Origin of the sequence: Bradyrhizobium sp. 137 (assembly GCF_023074095.1) — a bacterium.
Classification (GTDB): Bacteria; Pseudomonadota; Alphaproteobacteria; order Rhizobiales; family Xanthobacteraceae; genus Bradyrhizobium.
This window is the reverse complement of record NZ_JADPKU010000061.1, coordinates 53,446-75,115: the sequence shown is the minus strand read 5'-3', so window position 1 is coordinate 75,115 and position 21,670 is coordinate 53,446. Positions and strand designations below refer to the sequence as shown.

17 protein-coding genes and 1 pseudogene are annotated in these 21,670 nt (G+C 65.3%); 8 read left to right on the top strand and 10 right to left on the bottom strand.

Annotated elements, in window-relative coordinates:
- From fabF to IVA78_RS18475, 3 genes are read left to right on the top strand one after another with little or no spacing between them, the layout of a single operon-like run.
- Positions 1 to 1,263, top strand: a complete 1,263-nt coding sequence (fabF, locus tag IVA78_RS18485) for a beta-ketoacyl-ACP synthase II (protein WP_247279661.1) — start codon at positions 1 to 3, stop codon at positions 1,261 to 1,263.
- A gap of 44 nt (positions 1,264 to 1,307) precedes the next feature.
- The gene (locus IVA78_RS18480) at positions 1,308 to 1,940 is read left to right on the top strand and encodes a LysE family translocator (protein ID WP_247279660.1); all 633 of its coding nucleotides are present in this window, start codon (positions 1,308 to 1,310) and stop codon (positions 1,938 to 1,940) included.
- Positions 1,933 to 2,811 carry an alpha/beta hydrolase gene (locus tag IVA78_RS18475; protein ID WP_247279659.1) on the top strand — a complete coding sequence of 293 codons (879 nt, stop codon included), beginning with the start codon at positions 1,933 to 1,935 and terminating at the stop codon, positions 2,809 to 2,811. The genes IVA78_RS18480 and IVA78_RS18475 overlap by 8 nt, the downstream gene beginning before the upstream one ends.
- Positions 2,812 to 2,914: 103 nt before the next feature.
- Here IVA78_RS18475 and IVA78_RS18470 read toward each other — a convergent pair whose 3' ends face one another.
- From IVA78_RS18470 to IVA78_RS18460, 3 genes are all read right to left on the bottom strand, one after another.
- Positions 2,915 to 3,799, bottom strand: coding sequence for a 4-(cytidine 5'-diphospho)-2-C-methyl-D-erythritol kinase (locus tag IVA78_RS18470; RefSeq protein ID WP_247279658.1), 885 nt, complete (start codon positions 3,797 to 3,799; stop codon positions 2,915 to 2,917).
- An 86-nt stretch (positions 3,800 to 3,885) separates the two neighbouring features.
- A complete protein-coding gene (locus tag IVA78_RS18465) occupies positions 3,886 to 5,682 on the bottom strand; it encodes a tetratricopeptide repeat protein (protein WP_247279657.1) in 1,797 nt (598 codons plus the stop codon).
- A 324-nt stretch (positions 5,683 to 6,006) separates the two neighbouring features.
- Entirely contained in the window at positions 6,007 to 7,668 is a 1,662-nt protein-coding gene (locus IVA78_RS18460) for an electron transfer flavoprotein-ubiquinone oxidoreductase (RefSeq protein ID WP_247279656.1), read from the bottom strand.
- Positions 7,669 to 7,803: 135 nt separating this feature from the next.
- On the opposite strand from IVA78_RS18460, the gene IVA78_RS18455 reads away from it, so the two are divergent.
- Entirely contained in the window at positions 7,804 to 8,613 is an 810-nt protein-coding gene (locus tag IVA78_RS18455; RefSeq protein ID WP_247279655.1) for a uracil-DNA glycosylase, read from the top strand.
- Positions 8,614 to 8,654: 41 nt separating this feature from the next.
- On the opposite strand, the gene IVA78_RS18450 is transcribed toward IVA78_RS18455, so the two are convergent.
- The 4 genes and pseudogenes from IVA78_RS18450 to IVA78_RS18435 form a co-directional block, all read right to left on the bottom strand.
- Positions 8,655 to 10,163, bottom strand: coding sequence for a glycosyltransferase family 39 protein (locus IVA78_RS18450; protein ID WP_247466891.1), 1,509 nt, complete (start codon positions 10,161 to 10,163; stop codon positions 8,655 to 8,657).
- 143 nt (positions 10,164 to 10,306) lie between these two features.
- Positions 10,307 to 11,240 (bottom strand): annotated as a pseudogene (locus IVA78_RS18445) (ribonuclease HII).
- A 41-nt stretch (positions 11,241 to 11,281) separates the two neighbouring features.
- Positions 11,282 to 11,737, bottom strand: coding sequence for a VOC family protein (locus tag IVA78_RS18440; protein WP_247279652.1), 456 nt, complete (start codon positions 11,735 to 11,737; stop codon positions 11,282 to 11,284).
- A 23-nt stretch (positions 11,738 to 11,760) separates the two neighbouring features.
- Positions 11,761 to 12,933, bottom strand: a complete 1,173-nt coding sequence (locus IVA78_RS18435) for a PA0069 family radical SAM protein (RefSeq protein WP_247466888.1) — start codon at positions 12,931 to 12,933, stop codon at positions 11,761 to 11,763.
- 209 nt (positions 12,934 to 13,142) lie between these two features.
- On the opposite strand from IVA78_RS18435, the gene IVA78_RS18430 reads away from it, so the two are divergent.
- Positions 13,143 to 15,557 carry a phosphoketolase family protein gene (locus tag IVA78_RS18430; RefSeq protein ID WP_247418011.1) on the top strand — a complete coding sequence of 805 codons (2,415 nt, stop codon included), beginning with the start codon at positions 13,143 to 13,145 and terminating at the stop codon, positions 15,555 to 15,557.
- 4 nt (positions 15,558 to 15,561) lie between these two features.
- Positions 15,562 to 16,758: an acetate/propionate family kinase gene (locus IVA78_RS18425; protein WP_247279649.1), complete on the top strand. Its 1,197-nt coding sequence runs from the start codon at positions 15,562 to 15,564 to the stop codon at positions 16,756 to 16,758.
- 263 nt (positions 16,759 to 17,021) lie between these two features.
- Here the strand turns inward: IVA78_RS18425 and IVA78_RS18420 are convergent, their stop codons facing one another.
- Positions 17,022 to 17,861, bottom strand: a complete 840-nt coding sequence (locus IVA78_RS18420; protein WP_247279648.1) for an RMD1 family protein — start codon at positions 17,859 to 17,861, stop codon at positions 17,022 to 17,024.
- A 321-nt stretch (positions 17,862 to 18,182) separates the two neighbouring features.
- Between IVA78_RS18420 and IVA78_RS18415 the strand changes: the two genes are divergently transcribed.
- On the top strand, positions 18,183 to 18,758 hold the full coding sequence (locus IVA78_RS18415) for a glycosyl transferase (protein WP_247279647.1): 576 nt from the start codon (positions 18,183 to 18,185) through the stop codon (positions 18,756 to 18,758).
- A 62-nt stretch (positions 18,759 to 18,820) separates the two neighbouring features.
- Positions 18,821 to 19,750 (top strand): helix-turn-helix domain-containing GNAT family N-acetyltransferase, encoded by a 930-nt coding sequence (locus IVA78_RS18410; protein WP_247279646.1) that lies wholly within the window; start codon positions 18,821 to 18,823, stop codon positions 19,748 to 19,750.
- A 188-nt stretch (positions 19,751 to 19,938) separates the two neighbouring features.
- On the opposite strand, the gene moaB is transcribed toward IVA78_RS18410, so the two are convergent.
- The gene (gene moaB / locus IVA78_RS18405) at positions 19,939 to 20,502 is read right to left on the bottom strand and encodes a molybdenum cofactor biosynthesis protein B (RefSeq protein WP_247279645.1); all 564 of its coding nucleotides are present in this window, start codon (positions 20,500 to 20,502) and stop codon (positions 19,939 to 19,941) included.
- A gap of 107 nt (positions 20,503 to 20,609) precedes the next feature.
- Positions 20,610 to 21,548 carry a neutral zinc metallopeptidase gene (locus IVA78_RS18400; protein ID WP_247279644.1) on the bottom strand — a complete coding sequence of 313 codons (939 nt, stop codon included), beginning with the start codon at positions 21,546 to 21,548 and terminating at the stop codon, positions 20,610 to 20,612.
- Between the last annotated feature and the right edge of the window lie 122 nt (positions 21,549 to 21,670).

Below are 21,670 nucleotides of genomic sequence, written 5' to 3'. Positions count from 1 at the left end.
ATGCGTCGTATCGTCGTGACGGGAATGGGCGCGGTGTCGCCGCTTGGCTGCGGTGTCGAGCGGTCTTGGCGCCGGCTGCTGGCCAGTCAAAGCGGGCTGCGCCCTCTGCCCGAATGGGCGCAGGTACTGCCGGCGCACATCGCCGGACTCGTGCCCGACAAGGGCGATGACGCCGAAGCCGGCTTCGATCCCGCACAGGCGGCTGCGCCAAAAGACCAGCGCAAGATGGACCGCTTCATCCTGTTCGCGCTGCTCGCCACCGCAGAAGCAGTGTCGCAAGCCAAATGGATGCCGCAGGACGCCGCGGCGCTGGCGCGGACTGCGACGATCATCGCTTCCGGCGTCGGCGGCTTTCCGGCGATCGCAGAGGCGGTGCGCATCACGGAGCAGCGCGGCGCGCGCCGGCTCTCGCCCTTCACGATCCCCTCGTTCCTCGCCAATCTCGCCGCTGGCCACGTCTCGATCAGATACGGCTACAAGGGACCGCTGGGCACGCCCGTCACCGCCTGCGCGGCCGGGGTCCAGGCGATCGGCGATGCCGCGCGCATGATTCGCGCCGACGAGATCGACGTCGCAATCTGCGGCGGTGCGGAGGCCTGTATCGATATCGTCAGCCTCGGTGGCTTTGCTGCGGCACGTGCGCTGTCGAGCGGCTTCAACGATGAGCCTGCACGCGCCTCGCGCCCGTTCGATCGCGACCGCGACGGTTTTGTGATGGGCGAAGGCGCCGGCATCCTAGTGATCGAGGAACTGGAGCATGCGCTGGCGCGCGGCGCGGCGCCGATCGCGGAGATCGTCGGCTATGGCACGACGGCGGATGCCTATCACATGACCTCAGGGCCGCCCGACGGTGATGGCGCCCGCCGCGCCATGGAGATCGCGCTTCGGCAGGCGAACCTTGCGCCCTCGGATGTGCAGCACCTCAACGCCCATGCGACATCGACGCCCGCCGGCGACGAGAGCGAGCTTGGCGCCATCGCCGCGCTGTTCGGCCGTGACCGCGGCATTGCCGTGAGCGCGACCAAATCGGCCACCGGCCATCTGCTCGGCGCCGCCGGCGGGTTGGAGGCGATCTTCACCGTGCTGGCTTTACGCGACCAGATCGCGCCGCCGACGCTTAATCTCGAAAACCCGGATCCTGGCGCTGACGGCATCGACATCGTCGCCGGCGCAGCGCGGCCGATGCCGATCCAGAGCGCCATCTCGAACGGCTTCGGATTTGGCGGGGTCAATGCCAGCGTGATCTTCCGCCGGATGGGCTAAACGAGGGGCCTTGCAATCGCGTCAGGCTTCGCTACCAAAACACAATGATCACGACGAATTTCTGGCTGTTCCTGGTGGCAGCTTGTCTCATTGCCGCCGTTCCCGGCCCCGGCATCTTCTATGTCGCGGCACGGACATTATCGGAGGGACGCGTCAGCGGTTTCGCATCGACTGCGGGCACGGCGCTGGGCGGACTGGTTCATGTGGTGGCGGGCAGCCTCGGCATCTCCGCGATCATCCTGGCCAGCGCCGAACTGTTCGCCGCAGTGAAATTTATCGGCGCGCTCTATCTGGTCTGGCTCGGTATCAAGACTTTTCGCAGCGCCGGCCGGGCACCGTCTCTCGAGAGCGAGCCCATCGGCGACAATCGCGCCTTTCGCGACGGCGTGCTGGTGGAGGCGCTGAACCCGAAGACCGCCGCGTTCTTCCTCACCTTCATTCCGCAGTTCCTCGATCCCGCGGGATCGAACCCCGCGCTGCAATTCGTCCTCCTCGGCGCAATCTCGGTGACGCTGAACACGCTCGCCGATGCGGTGGTGGTGCTGATGGCAGCAGCGACGCGCAAGCAGCTGATCGGACGGCCGCATCTGATGCGGCGCCTCACGCAGGGCTCGGGCGTCTTCATCGCCGGCCTCGGCCTGTCGCTCGCGCTGGCCCGGCGGCCGGCAAATGGCTAGCGCCCCGCAAAGCCGGTTCTATGAATCGCACGGCCTCCGGCTACATTTTGCCGATTGGGGCAACGAAAACGCGCCCACCGCCGTCCTGGTTCACGGCGGCCGCGATCATTGCCGGAGCTGGGACGTCATCGCTCGATCGCTGCAGCCGCATTTCCACGTGCTCGCACCCGACCTGCGCGGACACGGCGATTCCGATTGGACCCGAGGCGGCAGCTACGCGCTGACGGAATATGTCTACGATCTTGCCCAGCTTGTCCGCATCATTGCTGCGCCGCAGGTGACGCTCATCGGCCATTCGATGGGCGGCATGGTCAGTCTGATCTTTTCGGGCTCATTCCCCGAGCTGGTCTCCAAGCTCGTCGTCCTTGACGGCGTGACCATGTTGCCGGACACGCCGAAGCCGCCGGTGCATGAGCGCATCGGCAAATGGGTGGCGCAGCTCGACAAGCTGCACGACCGCACGCCGCGCCGCTATTCGACGCTCGAGGCCGCAGCCGCGCAGATGATGCTTCACAACAAGCGGCTGTCCCGCGACCTCGCGCTGCATCTCGCCACCCATGGCGCGCGGCAGAACGAGGACGGCACCTATAGCTGGAAGTTCGATCCCTACCAGCGCGCCAGTGCGCCGCACCGGCTCTGGCCAGACGACCACGTCGAACTCTGGGCGCGCATCGCCTGCCCGACGCTGCTGCTCAATGCCGGCGAAAGTTTTCTGGTCGGCGCAAAGGCAGCGGGCCTGGAGAGGTATTTCCAGAACGCGCGCGTCGAGACCATCGCCGGGGCGGGACACTGGCTGCAGCATGACAAGCCGCAAGAGGTGCTGGCTAAGATCCGGCGGTTTCTCGGGCTCGACAAGCAAAGTGCGGATTAGCTCACAACGTAGCCTTCATGAGCGCAACGACATGCAGGGCGCGGCAAGAAAGAATCCCGGATCGCATCGCTCATCCGGGCTGCGCAGCGTCTCCGCGGAAATACTAGCTCAACGTCCCCGCATGCACCCACCAGCCGGGATGATCGCGCCGGATCCTTTCGGCGGCGGCATGGGCGTCGGTGGGCGCGCCGTAGATCGCAAAGCACGTCGCGCCGGAGCCGGACATGCGGGCGAGCTTGACGCCGGCAGAGGCACGCAAGGCTTGCAGGACCTTGCCGATCACCGGCTCGATGCGCATTGCGGGCGCTTCGAGGTCGTTGGGGACAGTTTCGAGAACGTCGACCCAGTCAGCGATCGAGGCCCCCTCCTCCGGCCAGGCCGGAGCGCGGATGACGTCGGTGACGCCGACCAGGAGCTCGCCATTGCGCAGGCCCAGCGCCTGGAACACGTCCTTGGTCGCGACCGGCACCCGCGGATTGACCATGACGCAGGGCATGTTCGGCAGCGCGAGCGGCAGCAGTTGCTCGCCGACTCCGGTCATGTCGCAGGCCCGCGAGAGCAGGCACACCGGCACGTCGGCGCCAGTTGCGAGCGCGACGTTCTGGAGACGGGGATCATCGAGCGACAAATCGTTGAGACGGGCCAAGAGCCGAAGCGCCGCCGCGGCATCCGCCGAGCCACCGCCGATGCCGGCCGCGACGGGGAGCACCTTGTCGAGCACGAAGGCGCCCAGCTTCAGGCCCGGTACGGCCTCAGCCAGAAGCTTGGCGGCCTTGAGCACGAGATTGTCGGCGTTATCGCCGCAGGCTGTGGCCAGCGGTCCGGTGGTTGTGAGCTTCAACTCGCCGCCGGGCTCCAGCGTCAGCCGGTCGGCGCAGTCGGCAAACGCAACCACGCTTTCGAGATCATGATAGCCGTCGGCACGACGGCCGACGACGCGAAGGCTCAGATTGACCTTCGCCCGCCCCAGTTCAATCAACGCCGACATCGGCGACACGCCCCCAGAACCTACGTCTTTCCTTCACATGATCTTGCCGAAAAAGCGCTACACGATTTCCGGATCACGCGCTCAGCTCAGCCGCCCTTGCCGTCGTCCTTCTTCTTCTCGGCCTGCGCCGCCGAAGAGTTCGAATTGTCGTCCGGCAGACCGTTGGCGATCTTGGCCTCGATCTTCGGCAGTTCTTCCGGCTCGGGCTTGAGATCGCGCGCATGCGACCACTGGAATTTTGCTTCCAGCGTGCGGCCGACGCGCCAGTAGGCGTCGCCGAGGTGATCGTTGATGGTGGGATCCTCGGGCTTGAGATCGATCGCGCGTTCGAGGTTCTTCACCGCCTCCTCGTAATTGCCGATGCGGTAATAGGCCCAGCCGAGGGAGTCCACGATATAGCCGTCGTCGGGACGCTGCTCGACGGCGCGCTTGATCATCTTCATGCCTTCGTCGAGATTCACGCCCTGGTCAATCCAGGAATAGCCGAGATAGTTGAGGACGTGCGGCTGGTCGGGCTGGAGCTCTAGCGCCTTCTTCATGTCGGCTTCGGCCTTGGCCCACTGCTTGGAGCGCTCCTCGCAGATGCCGCGATAGTAATACCAGACGCTGTTGGCCTTGTCGTTGCCGGGCGGCAGCACCTCGATCCCTTGCGAATAGGTCGCGCCGCAGTCGCCGAACCGCTTGCGGCCACGCTCGATATTGCCGAGCGCCATGATGGCTTCGAGGTCCTTGGAATCCTCCGACGTGACGCCCTTGAGGATCTTGATCGCCTCGTCGGTGCGGTCGGCGGAATCAAGGTCGATGGCGAGCTGGATCTGCGCGTTGCGCTTGAGCGGCGAGGACGAGGGCACGCGCTCATAGACCTTGATCGCCATCTGCGGCCGCTTCACCGATTCATAGAGGTCGGCGAGCGAGAGCAGCGCCAGCGGATGGCTGGGCTGGAGGTAGAGCGAGAGCTGGAGATAGACCAGCGCCAGATCCTCGCCGCCGCGGCGGGTCAGCGTGGCGCCGATGCCGTAGAGCGCTTCGGCGGCGCCGGCTTGCGCGGAATCGACGAGCGGCGGCATCTTCTTGCCCGCCTTGGTCTCGCGCAGGCCTTCCAAGATCAGCGGATGACGGGCGAGCTTCTTGTCGAAAGCCTGGTAGACGGTAGTCGCCGCGGCGGAATCCTTGTTGCGCGACAGCCAGCGCGCATAGGCCTCGGTGATGCGCAGCATGGAATCGTCGAGCTTGTAGGCGCGCTCGAAGCGGGTGCCGGCGTCCTTCTCCTTGCCGGAGAGCTCGAGGATCATGCCGGCGTGCAGATCCTTGAACAGCGGATACCATTCCGGACCGGCCAGCTTGTCGATGGTGGCGACACCGCCCTTGGCATCGCCCGCACCATAGGCGGCCCAGCCCGACAACAGCGTGGCGACGAGATCAGTGATCGGACCTCGGATCGACTGGTTGATGTTGGTTTGCGCCGCCGCGTACTTCTTCAGCTTGAGATCGTGAACGCCGACGACGAGCCGCGCGACGCGGTTGGTCTTGTCGATGGTGAGGATGCGCTCGGCGAGTTTGACCGCCTCGTCGATGTCGCCGTCGGCGACCGAGGAGATGAAGGCACGGTCGAGCAGTTCGTTGTTCTTCGGATCGGTGCGCAGGGCCGAGCGGTAGAACGCCGCGGCCGAGGTCGCGTCGCGCTCGACGCTGGCGTGGCGGGCGGCGAGATAGCTGCCGGCGCCGGTGAGCGACTTCAGATCGTTCCGGGTCGGAAACTGCGCCGCCGTGTTCTCCGGGTGATCCGGCGTCTGCGCCAGGACCGCGCCGGGGACCGCCATGATCGCGGTGCCCATGAAGGCGATGGCGGCAGCAGTCCAGCGGTTGAAACGATTTGAAAACATCAGGGCTCGCCTTGAGTTGGTAGTGCCTGGGTTTGCAGCAGAGGCCGTATCGCATGCGAACGCGGCCGGTGGCATCGGGACCCGGAACCGTCAGGCCAGACAATGCCGCTTTTGGCGCCTCGCCGCAAGGATTCGGACCGGCGATCCCCGCCGCACGTCCCAACGCGGCCAAGTGAATCCGCCAACAGCGCCCCAAGACGCCGCTACTATGGCCTTATCGTGGCCGCCAGCCGCTCCGGCGGCCCCCGGTCTCACGCGAACGTGCGTCACATTGCCGGGGTGGCGTAACCCCGGCCACATCGGGCCTGGATACGTGATCCCGGCTTACATTGCCTCGTAATTCGGGCCGCCACCGCCTTCCGGGGGAACCCAGGTAATGTTGCCGTTGGGGTCCTTCACGTCGCAGGTTTTGCAGTGGACGCAATTCTGGGCATTGATCTGGAAACGCGGGCCAGACCCCTCCTCAATCCACTCATAGACGCCGGCCGGGCAATAGCGGCTCGAGGGACCGGCGAACACGTCGTGCTCCGAGGTCTTCTGGAGGTTCATGTCAGCGACCTTGAGATGGACCGGCTGGTCCTCCTCGTGATTGGTGTTGGACAAGAACACCGAGGACAGCTTGTCGAAGGTGATCTTGCCATCCGGCTTCGGATAGTTCTTCGGTGCATGCTGCTTGGCCGGATCGAGCGTGGCGCGGTCATGCTTGAGATGCGATTGCGTGCCGAACAGCGAGGCCCCGAACAGCGTGTTGCACCACATGTCGAAGCCGCCCAGCGCGACGCCGAGCACGGTGCCGAACTTCGACCACAGCGGCTTGACGTTGCGGACCAGGAACAAATCCTTGCCGACCGACGAGGAACGCCAGGCGTTCTCGTATTCCACGAGCTCGTCATTGGCGCGCTCGGCGGCGATCGCCGCAGCGACGTGCTCGGCGGCGAGCATGCCGGTGCCCATCGCATTGTGCACACCCTTGATGCGCGGCACGTTGACGAAACCGGCCGCGCAGCCGATCAGCGCGCCGCCGGGGAAGCTCAGCTTCGGCACCGACTGGTAGCCGCCCTCGGTGATGGCGCGCGCCCCGTAAGCGAGCCGCTTGGCGCCTTCGAAAGTGCCGCGGATCGAGGGATGGGTCTTGAAGCGCTGGAATTCGTCGAATGGGGACAGATAGGGATCGTCGTAATTCAAATGTACGACGAAGCCGACGGCGACGAGATTGTCGTCGTAATGATAGAGGAATGAGCCACCGCCGGTCTTCATATCGAGCGGCCAGCCGAAGGAATGCTGGATCAAGCCCTTCTGGTGCTTGGCGGGATCGATCTGCCAGACCTCCTTGAGCCCGATGCCGAACTTGGGCGGTTCGGCCTTGGCGTCGAGTGCGAATTTGTTGATGAGCTGCTTGGTCAGGCTGCCGCGCGCGCCTTCGGCGAACAGCGTGTACTTGCCGAGCAATTCCATGCCGCGGGTGAAGGAGTCCTTCGGCTTGCCGTCCCGGCCGATGCCCATGTCGCCGGTGGCGATGCCCTTAACCTTGGCCTCCTCGTCATAGAGCACTTCGGCCGCCGCAAAGCCCGGATAGATTTCGACGCCGAGCGCCTCGGCCTTGCGCGCCAGCCAGCGGCAGACATTGCCGAGCGAGCCGATGTAGCAATGATGATTGTCCATCAGCGGCGGCATCATGAAGTTCGGCAGCTTGATCGCGCCGCCGGCCGTCATCCAGTAGAAGCGGTCGTCCTTCACCTGGGTTTTCAGCGGGCAGTCGGAATCCTCGCGCCAGTCCGGAACGAGCTTGTCGAGCCCGGCCGGGTCGATCACGGCGCCGGAGAGAATGTGCGCGCCGACCTCGGAGCCCTTCTCCACCACGACGACGTTGAGATCGGCGTTGAGCTGCTTCAGCCGGATCGCAGCCGACAGGCCCGAGGGGCCGGCGCCGACGATGACGACGTCGAATTCCATGGATTCGCGAGGAGGGAGTTCTTCGGTGCTCATCTGATCTCAGCCCTTGAGACGGTCCTTGGTCGATTGCGCCCTCTTGTTTCCGATTTTTCCGGGTAGGACAACCTCGGAAATACGTTTCGCCGGGGTGCAAGACCGCCCAAGCTGATATAAAAGTCAGACTTTCCCATGATCCCCGAACCCGCACCCACCATCCGCGAGCTTCTCGCCTTCTATCTGGAGGCCGGTGTCGACTGCGCGCTCGCCGAGGAACCGATCGACCGCCTGGCGGAATTAGAAGCCCCGCCACCGGCTCCGCCCGTGGCACCGCCGGTCGAGCCATCGCGGCCGGTCGCCGCGCCGACGCTAATGCGCGGCGAGGCAGCCCTTGCCCCCGACGTCGCGATTGCTTCGGCACGCGAGGCCGCGCGCACGGCGCCGACGCTGGATGCACTGCGCGAACTGATGCAGAGCTTCGAGGGCTGCGCGCTGAAGCACACCGCGACGCGGCTGGTGTTCGCCGACGGCAATCCTAAGGCGCGCATCATGTTCGTCGGTGAGGCGCCCGGGCGCGACGAGGACATCGAGGGACTGCCCTTCGTCGGGCGCAGCGGCAAGCTGCTCGATCTCATGATCGGCGCGATCGGGCTCAACCGCACCACCGCCTATATCGCCAACGTCATTCCCTGGCGGCCGCCCGGCAATCGGACGCCGACGCCGCAGGAGACGCAGATCTGCCTGCCCTTCATCCAGCGTCAGATCGAACTGGTCAATCCGGATGTGCTGGTGACGCTCGGCAATCCCTCGACGCAGACGCTGCTCGGAACGCGCGAAGGCATCATGCGCACCCGCGGCCGCTGGTTCGACTACGACACCGGCCAGCGCACCATCCGCGCGCTGCCGACATTTCACCCGGCGTACCTGCTGCGCTCGCCGTCCTACAAGCGGCTGGCTTGGCAGGATCTGCGCGCGGTTGCGAAGGTGCTGGCGGGGTCGTGAGGGACGGGACACTCTCCTTCGTCATTGCAACGGAGAGAGCGCTACGTCCCCTTCGGCCGCACGATGGCCCAGCCGATGCGCAAAAGCTGCTGGCGGCCGGTTACCAGCCATTCGAAGGCGCGCGGGACTTCCGGGACGATGTTGGGAAATCGTTTGAGGATCTCCGGCGGCGGGGTGCCGGCGGTGTCGGAGGCGCGCCAGACCACGACGCCGCCGGTCTCGCTGAACTTGGCCTGATTCATCCACGGCGTGCGCGCAGGATCGGCATCGATGAAGAGATGCGGCCGGCCGGAATGCAGCGCGATCAGGCTCGCAAGCTGGGTCTCGCCGGCGACCGCGCGCAGGCGATGATTGGTGCGGCGGGCGAAGCTCTCGTCGAAGAAATCCGAGATCGCGCGCGCCGGCATCGAGGTCGCGATCTCGCCGGTGCCGGTCCAAGGCATGATCAGGACGGCGAGCACGACGCCGATGGCGGGCGCGATGATTGCGGCGGCCCAGACCATGCGCAGCATCCGCGCGCGGCGCATCGCGATGAGATCCCCTGCGGCGGCCACCACGGCAAGCCCGGACATGACCAGCATGACGGCGGCGCCGCCGACGACGGATTCGAGCCCGAGCAGGCCGGAGATCAGCACCGCGCCGAGTGGCGGCGCCAGCGCGAAGAAATAGACGAAGTTGCTCGCGAGCGGCTCGACCGGCGGGCGATAGATGATCGGCGGCTCCTCGCCCTTGCCGGCGAACATCCCGGTATTCAGGAAGGTCAGCGCCGGAATCGCCGCCGCCCCAAGCGCGAGCCCGCCGAGCAGCCAGGCTGCGTGCAGGACGCGGGCGTTGAGCTCCGAAACTTGCGGCAAGACCGGCATCGTCAATGTCTCGGCGCGCATCAGCCAAATCGCATAGGGCAGCGCCAGCACGGCGACGACGATCAGCGCGAATAGCGGATCGAGCCCGCGCAGCGTCCTGCGGCCTCCCGCCGTCGAGATCGCGAAGACGACGATCAGGAGGAGGAGGAAGATCGCGGCGGGCGTCGTGAGCAACAACAGGCCGGCCTCGATCGACCAGACGAACCAGGCATTGCCGCGGCGCTGGCCGATGATCTGCCAGGAGTGCAGCAGCAGCAGCGCCCAGAGCGGCCGTGCCAGCACCAAGGGTCCGAAGTCGAGCGCGGACGAGGAGAAGGCTAGCACGGTCACGGTCAGCAGCACGGCGAGCACCGCCTGCTGTGAGCCGACGACGGCACGAGACAGATGAAAGAGCGCGATGAAGGTCGCGATCTCGCAGAGCTCAGCGAGGACATACACGCCGAACATGTGACCGCCGGCGGCGCGATAGGCCATGTCGGCGAGCCAGACAGGCAGCGGCGGGCCGAGATCGGTGCCGACCTGGTACTCGCGGCCGAAGGCCAGCAGCGTCGCCAGACTGCCGGGCGGGCTGCGGTAGAACACCAGCGCCACGAACAGCCACATCGCCGCCTGGAGCAGCACGGCGATCCACACGATCAGCCGCGGCCGGGCGCGAATGAGCTCGATGACCAGCGAGGTAAACCGCATGCAACGTCCGAAAGATGCAGCCAACCCGTCCAGCCGGCCCTGTTCGCTCACACCTGTTTTGATAAAGGGCGCTGCGCGTCGTGGCAACCGCCGCAAGTCGTCATGCCGGGCTTGACGGATGGGGGAGGCTGCGGAGGAAACACCTAGAGATTCGCAGACGCGTCGATCTCGATTTGGGCTTCCACCTGCACCTCGACCTCCGCGACAGAGAACAGATCCTGCGCCGGCTCGACGGTCCAGGGCATGTGCTTGGCGCGGGCGGCGGCGACGGGGGCGAAGAAGCTGCGGTGGTGGATGGAGGGGCCGAGGCGATCCAGGGCGTCGAGATGCTCGGGGACAGCGTAGCCCTTGTGCTGCTCGAAGCCGTAGCCGGGGCAGTCCTGCGCCAGCGCGCACATCAGCCGGTCCCGCGTCACCTTGGCAACGATGGAGGCGGCCGCGATTGACAGCACGATGCCGTCACCGCCGATCACGGCCTCGCAGTCGCATTCCGTATCGAGCCGGTCGCGGCCGTCGACGAAGACGTGGCGCGGCGCCTCGGGCAGCGCCACCACCGCGCGCTTCAGCGCCCATAGCGAAGCACGCAGGATGTTGTCGCGGTCGATCCGCGCGGGCGAAGCCACGGCGACCGAGACCTGCGCGGTGGCGCAGATCTTGTCGAACAGTTTTTCGCGCTCTTCGGCGGTCAGGCGCTTGGAATCATCGATGCCACGGGGAATGCGGTCGGGATCGAGGATCACGGCCGCCGCCACCACGGGGCCGGCGAGCGGTCCGCGACCGGCCTCGTCGCAGCCTGCGACCGGCCAGACGCCGCGCTTGATCAGCGCGCGCTCACGACGGAAGCTCGGCGGGGCCACGGCAATGATGCCTTTCCGGCCGGCGCTTTTGCCGGTTAAAGCCTGAACCTCCGACGCCTTAGTTTCCGACGACTTGGCTTGCGGCGGCTTGCCTTCCAACGTGTTGGCAGGCGCAGCCTTCTTCGCACCGTCTTTTTTTTGGCGTGTCTTTGGCCAGCTTCTTGGCGGACTTGTCCCGAATCATGGTGGGGATCGTGCGCAAGCGGCTTCGCCAGCGCAACCTGGAACCCGAGACAATTCCCGTTATTCAGGTGAGCCGCCCTATTCCGCCAAATGCACCCGTCGGTCCTCGCCCACCTCGATCCCGGGTGCGACCACGACCTCCCAAGGATGGCCATCGGGATCGGTGAAATAGCCGGAATAGCCGCCGTAATCAGTCTCGTGCGCCGCTTTCAGCAGCGCTGCACCCTTGTCGACAGCGAAAGCCAGCACCGTATCGACCTCCTCGCGCGTCCGGCAGTTCCAGGCGAGCGTCATCCCGCGAAATGCCGGCGGTCTTGGATTGTCCGGCAACCCGGCGTCGGCGGCGAGCTGATCCCAGGGATACAAGGCGAGCACCGGACCACCGGTGTCGTAGAATGCGACCGCCTCACCGGTCGCCTTGAGCAGGCGCGAGAAACCGAGCGCCTCGTAAAAGGCAATGCTGGCGCGGATGTTGCTGACACCGAGCGTGACTACGGTCAGCCGCGGCACCGGCACGGTGGTTTCCTCACTCATGTTACGCCTCGTCCACTTCGCGATCAGAACAGGCTGAGCTGATCGCCGTTCCGCTTCGGCCGCGCGAAGTGATCGGTGGTCAGCTTGGAGCGCCGCTTGTTGAGGCCGAGCCTGTCGCAGGCGATCTCGAAGCGACGGCCGATGGTCCAGGCCATCGGGCCGGTCCCCTTCATCCGCTCGCCCCATTTCGCATCGTAGTCGCGGCCGCCGCGCATGTCGCGGATCAGCGTGAAGACGTGGCGGTAGCGGTCTGGATAGTTCGCCATCAGCCATTCGCGAAACAGATCGCGGACCTCGAGCGGCAGCCGCAGCAGCACGTAGGAGGCTTCCTTGACGCCGGCATGGGCTGCGGCATCAAGAATGCGCTCGATCTCGGAATCGTTCAGCGCGGGGATCACGGGCGCGACCATCACGGTGGTCGGAATGCCCGCCTCCGAGAGCTGCTTGAGCGCTTCCAGTCGCTTCGGCGGCGTCGCCGCCCGCGGCTCCATGGTGCGCGCGAGCCTCGGATCGAGCGAGGTGACGGAGATCGCGACCTTGGCGAGGTTGCGCTTGGCCATCCGCGCGAGAATGTCGATATCGCGCACCACCAGGACCGATTTGGTGACGATGCCGACGGGATGCCCGGCGCGCTCCAGCACCTCTAGGATGCCTCGCATGATCTTTCGCTCGCGCTCGATCGGCTGATAGGGATCGGTGTTGGTGCCGATCGCGATCATCCGCGGCTCGTAGCCGCTGGCAGCGAGTTCCTTCTCGAGCAGCGCCGCCGCCTCGGGCTTGGCAAACAGTTTGGACTCGAAGTCGAGCCCGGGAGACAGGCCGAGATAGGCGTGCGTCGGCCGCGCGAAGCAATAGACGCAGCCGTGCTCGCAGCCGCGATAGGGGTTGATCGAGCGGTCGAAACCGATGTCGGGGGAATCGTTGCGGGTGATCACCTTGCGTGAGGTGTCGATCCCGACCGTGGTCTTGAACGGCGGCAGTTCCTCCAGGCTCTGCCAGCCATCGTCGAAGGCGACGCGGGCCTCGGCCTCGTAACGGCCGCTGGCGTTGGACTGGACGCCCCGCCCTCGCCTGCGTGCGCGATCGATGGCGACGCCAAGCTCGGGAAAATCGACAGGAAAATCAGAAGGCGCACCCGCCGGCTCGGAGGGCGCCGTTGGCGGGTGCTTGAGGGCACGAGAAGATGCTCGACTCATGAACCCAACATAGCACGCGCCCAGAACAAATCAAGAACAAGAGCAAAAACGCGGAAACAACCCCATGCACAGTAGCGCTGCCCAAACTTCGGGCGCGCGCCCTTGACCTCACGCAACACCGGCGGGGCGGCGATCCCGTTTCATGGCGAAGGGATCAATCGCGCCGGAACAATGTTGATGACGATCGCTGGGTGAAGGTCGGCAAGAACATGACAAATCAACGACAATTGCGCGCCGCGAGCAGCGAACTCGATCTCCTCGATCGCTACTGGCGTGCCGCCAACTATCTCTCGGTCGGGCAAATCTATCTCCTCGACAATCCGCTGTTGCGCGAACCGCTACGGCCCGAGCACATCAAGCCGCGCCTGCTCGGCCATTGGGGCACGACGCCCGGCCTGAACTTCATCTATGCTCACCTCAACCGCGTCATCCGTGCGCTCGACCTCAACGTGATCTACGTCTGCGGTCCCGGCCATGGCGGCCCGGGCATGGTTGCCAACACCTATCTGGAAGGCAGCTACAGCGAGATCTATCCCGACATCGCGCGCGATACTGAGGGATTGCGCAAGCTGTTCAGGCAGTTCTCCTTCCCCGGCGGCATTCCGAGCCACGCGGCGCCGGAAACGCCGGGCTCGATCCACGAGGGCGGCGAGCTCGGCTATGCGCTGGTGCACGCCTATGGCGCGGCATTCGACAATCCCGACCTCATCGTCGCCTGCGTCGTCGGCGACGGCGAGGCCGAAACCGGCCCGCTGGCGGCGTCGTGGCACTCGAACAAGTTCTTGAACCCGGCCCATGACGGCGCGGTGCTGCCGATCCTGCACCTCAACGGCTACAAGATCGCCAACCCCACCGTGCTCGGGCGGATGCGCAACGAAGAGATCCGCGACCTCTTCCGCGGGCTCGGCCATGAGCCGCTGTTCGTCGAAGGCGACGATCCCAAATTGATGCACCAGGCCATGGCGGATGCGCTCGACGTCGCGCTCGTCAGCATCCGCTCGATCCAGCAGCACGCCCGCGATGGGCGCAAAAGCGTCGAGCGACCGCGCTGGCCGATGATCGTGCTGCGCAGCCCCAAGGGCTGGACCGGCCCGAAGGAGGTTGACGGCAAGAAGGTCGAAGGTTTTTGGCGCGCGCATCAGGTGCCCGTTGCGAGTTGCCGCGAGAATCCGGCGCATCTGAAGGTGCTCGAAGACTGGATGCGCAGCTATGAGCCGGACAAGTTGTTCGACCCCAGCGGGGCGCTGATTCCCGAGCTTCAGGCGCTCGCGCCCGAAGGCCAGCGGCGAATGGGGACCAATCCGCATGCCAATGGCGGACTGTTGAAGAAGGAGCTGAAGCTGCCGGACTTCCGCAGCTTCGCTGTCGAGGTACCGCAGCCCGGCGGTGTCGTGGCGGAAGCCACACGCGAGCTCGGCAAATTCCTGCGCGACGTCGTTCGCCTCAACGCCGAGGCGCGCAATTTCCGCATCATGGGCCCGGACGAGACGGCATCAAACCGGTTAGACGCGGTGTTCGAGGCAACCGAACGCGTCTGGATGGAGCCAACCGAATCTTACGACGTGCATCTCGCGCAGGACGGCCGCGTCATGGAGGTCCTGAGCGAGCATCTCTGTCAAGGCTGGCTCGAAGGCTATCTGCTCACCGGCAGGCACGGCTTCTTCTCCTGCTACGAGGCCTTCATCCACATCGTCGATTCCATGTTCAACCAGCACGCCAAATGGCTGAAGGTGACGCGCGATCTGCCATGGCGCCGCCCGATCGCCTCGCTCAACTATCTCTTGACCTCGCATGTCTGGCGCCAGGACCACAACGGCTTCAGCCATCAGGATCCTGGTTTCGTCGATCTCGTCGCCAACAAGAAGGCTGACATCGTCCGCATCTATTTCCCGCCTGATACCAACACGCTGTTGTGGATCGTCGATCATTGCCTGCGCACCTACAACCGCATCAACGTCATCGTCGCGGGCAAGCAGCCGGCGCCGCAATGGCTGTCGATGCAGGAGGCGGCTACGCATTGCGACGCCGGCATCGGCATCTGGACCTGGGCGGGCACGGAGGAGGCAAACGCAGAGCCCGACGTCGTGATGGCCTGCGCCGGCGACGTGCCGACACTGGAGACGCTCGCCGCCGTCGACCTGCTGCGCAAGGCGCTGCCCGAATTGAAGATCCGCGTCGTCAACGTCGTCGACCTCATGACGCTGCAACCTCGGGCGCAGCATCCGCACGGCCTCTCCGACCGCGACTTCGACAGCCTGTTCACATCGGACAAGCCGGTGATCTTCGCCTATCACGGCTATCCTTATCTCATTCACCGGCTGACTTATAACCGCACCAATCATACCGGCATGCATGTGCGCGGATTTGCCGAGGAAGGCACCACGACGACGCCGTTCGACATGGTCGTGCTCAACGGGCTCGACCGCTACCATCTCGCGATCGAGGCGATCGAGCGCGTGCCGGGGCTTGCGACCAGGGCTGCGCAGGTCAAGCAACAGTTCCGCGACAAGCTGATCGAACATTCCCGCTACGTCCGCGAGCATGGCGAGGACATGCCTGAGGTCCGCGAGTGGGTCTGGCCGAACAGCGCCGGCGGCAACACGCCAGCCGAAGCCGGCGACTGAAGCCATGTCGGACACTGTCCTTGTGCTCAACTCCGGATCGTCGAGCATCAAGTTCGGGCTGTTCGAGTTGGCGGCGTCCGGCCCCGGCCTGCTCTGCAACGGCTTGCTCGACGAGCACGAAGCAACGCCCCGCCTCGTGGTGAAGCGCCCGGCGGGCGAGAAGCTGTTCGAGACGCGAAGGGACGCGTCGGATACGGACAGCGGTCATCTGTTCGCCGACGTGCTGACCTTCGTAGACCAGCATTTCGGCGAGCATCGCCTGCGCGCCATCGGCCACCGCATCGTCCACGGCGGGCCGGACTACTCCGGACCCGTCGCGCTGACGGACGACGTCTATGCCAAGCTGGAGGCGCTGACCCCGCTGGCCCCGCTGCACCAGCCGCGTTGCCTGGAGCCGATCCGCATCATCCAGGCGACCCGCCCCGGTCTGACGCAGATCGCCTGTTTCGATACCGCCTTCCACCACAGCCTGTCGCCGCCCGCGCGCCGCTTCGCCATTCCGAGGCGCTATGAGGAGCGCGGCGTGCGGCGCTACGGGTTTCACGGCCTCTCCTTCGAATATGTCGCGGGCCGCCTCGCGGCAATCGCGCCGCAGCTCATCGCAAAGCGCACCGTCATCGCCCATCTCGGCAATGGCGCGAGCCTGTGCGCGCTGCACGAGGGCCGCAGCATCGACACCACGATGGGGCTGACGCCGCTCGACGGCCTCGTGATGGGCACGCGCTGCGGCACGATCGATCCCGGCGTGCTGCTCTATCTGCAACAGCACGAGAACATGCCGGCCGACGACCTTCAGCATTTGCTCTATCATGAGTCAGGCCTGCTCGGCGTCTCCGGCATCTCCGCGGACATGCGCACGCTGCTCGCGAGCAGCGAGGCCGCGGCGCGGGAGGCGGTCGATCTCTTCGTGCTCCGCGCGACGCAGCAGATCGTCATGCTGGCGACTACGCTTGGAGGGTTGGACTGCCTGATCTTCACCGGCGGCATCGGCGAGCATGCGAAGGAAATCCGGTTCGCAATTGGTGAACGCCTCGCCTGGCTCGGCATGCGGATCGATGCCGGTGCGAATGATGCCGCGCGCGAGCGCATCAGCCGGGGCGATAGCGCTATTGAGGTGTTCATCATTCCAACGAATGAGGAACTCACGATCGCGCGGCATTGTGCGGCGGCGCTGCAGATAATAGAGGGCGCATCGGATTAGCCCTTGATGACCGTCAATCCGTCGTTGCGAGCGAAGCGAAGCAATCCAGACTGGCTCTTCGGCGGGACACTGGATTGCTTCGCTTCGCTCGCAATGACGAAGAATGCGGTAAAGCAGCGCATCACAACGCACCGGCGAGCGTGGGGAGAACCCCTCACCCAAGTGAGTTTGCAAGTGAGCTTGCAAGTGAGCTGTGCCGACCAGCGGCGCTGCCCTCTCTCACAAGATGAGAGGGCGCAGTCACGCGCATCTCGCTCTCATTTCTAATGCGTCCCCGACCAGATCTGGAAGCACCCGATCGCGACCTCGATCACGATCAGCACCACCACCGCAATTTCGAGGCGGAGCGAGCGCTGGGTGTCGATGATGTCGGTCAGCGCGTTGGCGGTCTCCGACACCGCCGTGAGCTTGCGCTCGAGTGTGTCGAGGCGCTCCTTCAGCTCATACTCGTCCTCAAGACGGGCATAGAGCCGGTCGAGCTCGGGCTTCTCCCAGAGCACGTCGGGTTTTTCGGCGACGGCAACACGGCCCGCGACACGCTGCTGGACGAGAAGCGCGTTGCCGATCAGCCGCAATATACCTTTGCGCCGGCGCGGTGTACGGCCGCGCTCGGCGAGCTCCCGCGCAAACGGCTCGATCACGTCGAAGACCGCGGCGACGCGCCGCTCGTCGCGGGCCAGCGACGTGCTCTTGGCGAGCGCATCCGCGATCAGGAGTAGCCGGTCGTCGGAAAATTTGGCGAGGCAAATCGGTCCGCCGGGCTGGATCGCCTCGGCATTTTCGTCCTTGCAGAGCTGCGCCTGCGCGGTCTCTTCCTCATACGGACTGAACTCGCCGATCACCCGCGGCTTCAGGCTGTCGATCAGCACCTTCTCCTCGGAGGGCAGAAGTCCGATCAGCACCACGACGCCATAGCGGAAGATCACGACAAGCCCGGCATGGACGCGAAAGGCGGCCGGCGTCGAGGACACCAGTGTGCCGATCTCGAGGCCGGAGGCATTGATGCGGTCGCCCAGCATCAGGGCGCGAACCCGCAGGGTCGGCGCGGCGTCCTGCTTCGGCGTTGCTGCCGTCGTGTTGACAGCGAGTTGATCGGCGTTCATGCGAAGCCTCCGTCAGCACCCAATCGGCACCCAAGTCGCACATCTTTCCCGTTCGGCGGCTGGTTGCAGCCGATCCTCAACTGGACGATTGCGAACTGCCCTGCGCGGCGCAATATCGCTCCGGGTTAATACGGCCCGGATGAGCTTGTGCCGAAACATTCAACAATAATACCATCCCGCACGCGACACATTTGGGCGGTGGCGGGTTTACCATTGCATGCCGAAACCCGCCGAAAAGTTGCACTCGGCAACGCCACGTGTTTATGACAACATCATGAACAGCTACGCTTCTTCCGAAGTGCAGATATTAAAGCTTCAATCATGCTGAGCGTCATCATTCCGACCGAAGGCGTCGAGCAGACGGCAGTCGCAACGCTGGCCGCGCTCGTCCCCGGCGCCGCGGCCGGCGTCATCCGGGAAGTGCTCCTGGTCGATGGCACCGGCAACGGTGTCATCGAGCGCGTCGCCGATGTCGCAGGTTGCCGCTTCATCGGCTTCGAGGGATCTTCGCAAGGCGCCGCGCGCGCCGCCGGCGCCCTCCAGGCCCGGTCGCCATGGCTGATGTTCCTCCCCGCCGGCGCGGTGCTGGAAACCGGCTGGATCGAGGAGACCACCCAGTTCATCCAGGCCGTCTCGAGCAGCGGCCGCGATCGCGCGGCGGTGTTTCGCTATGCGCGCTCGCCCTACGCCGATACCGGGCTCCGCGACATTTTCCGCGCCGTGGCGCGCAAGCTCGTCGGGCCGCTCGGCGATCAGGGGCTTTTGATCGCACGTGATCACTACGACCGGATCGGCGGCTACTCGCCGCAGGCCCGCCGTTCCGAGGCACGGCTACTCCGGCGGCTCGGCCGCTCGTCCCGGACCATGCTGCGCAGCCGGATCGTCATGGTCGGCTGAAGCCACCCGATACTTGTCAAAGTCAAACAATTGTTTGACAATGGCAAGTATCGAGGTGACCCATGTCAATTGCCGCTACCGACGACCACATTGCAGCGGTCCGCGCCTTCAACCGCTTCTATACCCGCAAGCTTGGTGTGCTCGACCAGCACCTTGGAAAAAGCCCATTTTCGCTCAGCGAGGCCCGGGTACTCTATGAACTCGCGCATCGCGACGACCTGGCGGCCAAAGAGATCGGAAACGAGCTTGGTCTCGATCCCGGCTATCTCAGCCGCATCATACAAAGCTTCGACGAAAAGGGGCTGATCACGCGAAAGCCCCTGCCCGCAGATCGCAGGCAATACCAGCTCAGCCTCACCGCCAAAGGGCGCCAGGCCTTCGCCAAGCTGAACCTGAGCTCGCAAAATGAGGTCGCCGCAATGCTGGCTCAGGTTTCGGCCAGCGATGCAGCGCGTCTTACGCAGGCCATGGCGACCATTGAGGCCGTGCTGGAGCAACGTCGAAGCCAGCCCGCGCCTTTCATGCTGCGCAGCCATCGCGTCGGTGACATGGGCTGGGTCATCTCCCGGCAGGCCGCCGCCTATGCCGCGGACTATAATTGGGACATCAGCTACGAGGCGCTGGTCGCCGAGATCTGCGCAGAGTTCATCAAGAACTACGACGCCGCGCGCGAGCACTGCTGGATCGCGGAGGTGGGTGGCGAGCCGGTCGGCTCAATCTTTCTGGTCAAGGCCACCGATGAGATCGCCAAGCTGCGCCTGTTGCAGGTGGAGAAGAAGGCGCGAGGGCTCGGCGTCGGCCGCGCGCTGGTCGAACAATGCATCCAAGGCGCGCGCGAGAGGGGCTATAGCAAGATGACACTGTGGACGCAGAGCATCCTCGTGGCCGCGCGGAGCATCTATCAAAGTGCAGGCTTCAAGCTCGTGAAGGAAGAGAAGCACCACAGCTTCGGTGCCGATCTGGTCGGCGAGACGTGGGAGCTGGATCTATAACGCTCTTGCAGCAAGCGAGGTGCGCATAAATGATGCCCTCGCCCCTTGCGGGAGAGGGCATGTCAACTGTCAGACACGGGCTCGCTTGGGTGAGGGGTATCTCTCTGGGCACGCCGTGCGGAAAGATACCCCTCATCCGGCGCTTCGCGCCACCTTCTCCCACAAGGGGAGAAGGGAAGAAAGTATGGCTACACCGTCGCTCCCTGCGCTTTCGGCCGGCGCAAGTGCTCGTCCAACCGCGGCATGATCTCAACGAAATTGCAGGGACGCGTGCGGTAGTCGAGCTGCGCGGCAAGGATGCCGTCCCAGCCGTCGCGGCAGGCGCCGGGGGAGCCGGGCAGGCAAAAGATGTAGGTCGCCCCCGCAACGCCCGCAGTAGCGCGGCTCTGGATCGTCGACGCACCGATCTTGGCATGGCTCAGCATGTGGAATGCGATCGAGAAGCCGTCCATGCGCTTCTCGAACAACGGCTCGATCGCCTCCGGCGTGACGTCGCGCCCGGTGAATCCGGTGCCGCCGGTGGTGATGACGACGTCTATGCCGGCATCCGCAATCCAGCCGCGGACCACGCTGCGGATCGCCTCGATGTCGTCGGTGACGATCTCGCGCGCGGCGAGCTGATGGCCGGCGGCGGTAAGGCGCTCGGCGAGCGTCTGGCCCGACTTGTCGTCGGCGAGGGCGCGCGTGTCGGACACGGTGAGCACCGCGATGTTGAGCGGGATGAACTGTTTTGTTTCGTCGATGGAGGCCATTCTTCACTCTCGCTCGTCGTTCCGGGGCTCGCGGAGCGAGAACCCGGAACCTCGCGCCGCAACTTCTGGATTCCGGGTTCGCGCTACGCGCGCCCCGGAATGACGGCTTACAACGCGCCGGCACCGAACGTGTTGCAGGCCTGCACCGTGCCCTGCTGGTAGCCGGTCATGAACCATTGCTTGCGTTGCGCCGCCGAGCCGTGGGTGAAGGAATCTGGCACGACGCGGCCCGTCGCCTGGCGCTGCAGCGTATCGTCGCCGATTGCGCTCGCCGTGGTCAGCGCGGCGTCGATGTCGCCGGGCTCGAGGAAGTTCGGACGCTTCTTGGCCTCGCGGTTGACCCAGACGCCGGACAGGCAGTCGGCCTGCAATTCCACCTTCACCTGAAGCGCATTCGCCTCGGCCTTGCTGCCGGCCTGCTGCTGCAGCCGCGTCACGCGCGGGATGATGCCGAGCAGGTTCTGGATGTGATGGCCGGCCTCGTGCGCGATGATGTAGGCGGTGGTGAAGTTACAGGCGGACTTGCCGGAGCAGCCGCGGAAGCGCGTCTCGACCTCGCGGAAGAAGCCGGTGTCGAGGAAGATGGTGCGATCCGGCGGGCAATAGAACGGCCCCATCGCCGATTGCGCCATGCCGCAGCGGCCGCCATTGGTGGCATTGCGGAACAGCACGATCTTCGGGCCGGTGTAGGACTGGCCGGAGGCCTGGAAGATCTCGCTCCAGCGATCGTCGATCTCGCCGAGGATGCCGGAGATCATGCTGCCCATCTCGTCGGTCGGCGCGCCGCGCTTGCCGGAGGACGCCTGGCGGTCGGTCTGGTAGGTCGGTGCATGGCCGCCGCCGGTGAGGATCTCGGCGCCGCCGATCAGGATGCGCGGGTCGATACCGAAGGCATAACCGACCAAGCCGAGGATGATGATGGTGCCGATGCCGAGCCCGCCGCCGCCCATCGGCAGCCCGAACCCGCCTCCTCCGCCGCCAAACCCACCACCCTCGTCGCGACGATCCTCGATGTCGTCGCTGCGGCGGAAGTCGTCGTAACGCATGGCGGCTTTCCCCTGGGGGTCCCTGATTCGAGTTCGGCGGCGCGCATGACCGCTGAAGCTCAACGCGCCACACACGTAAAATTTCCGTTGCTTTTATCAATATCGTGGCCGGCAAAAATTGC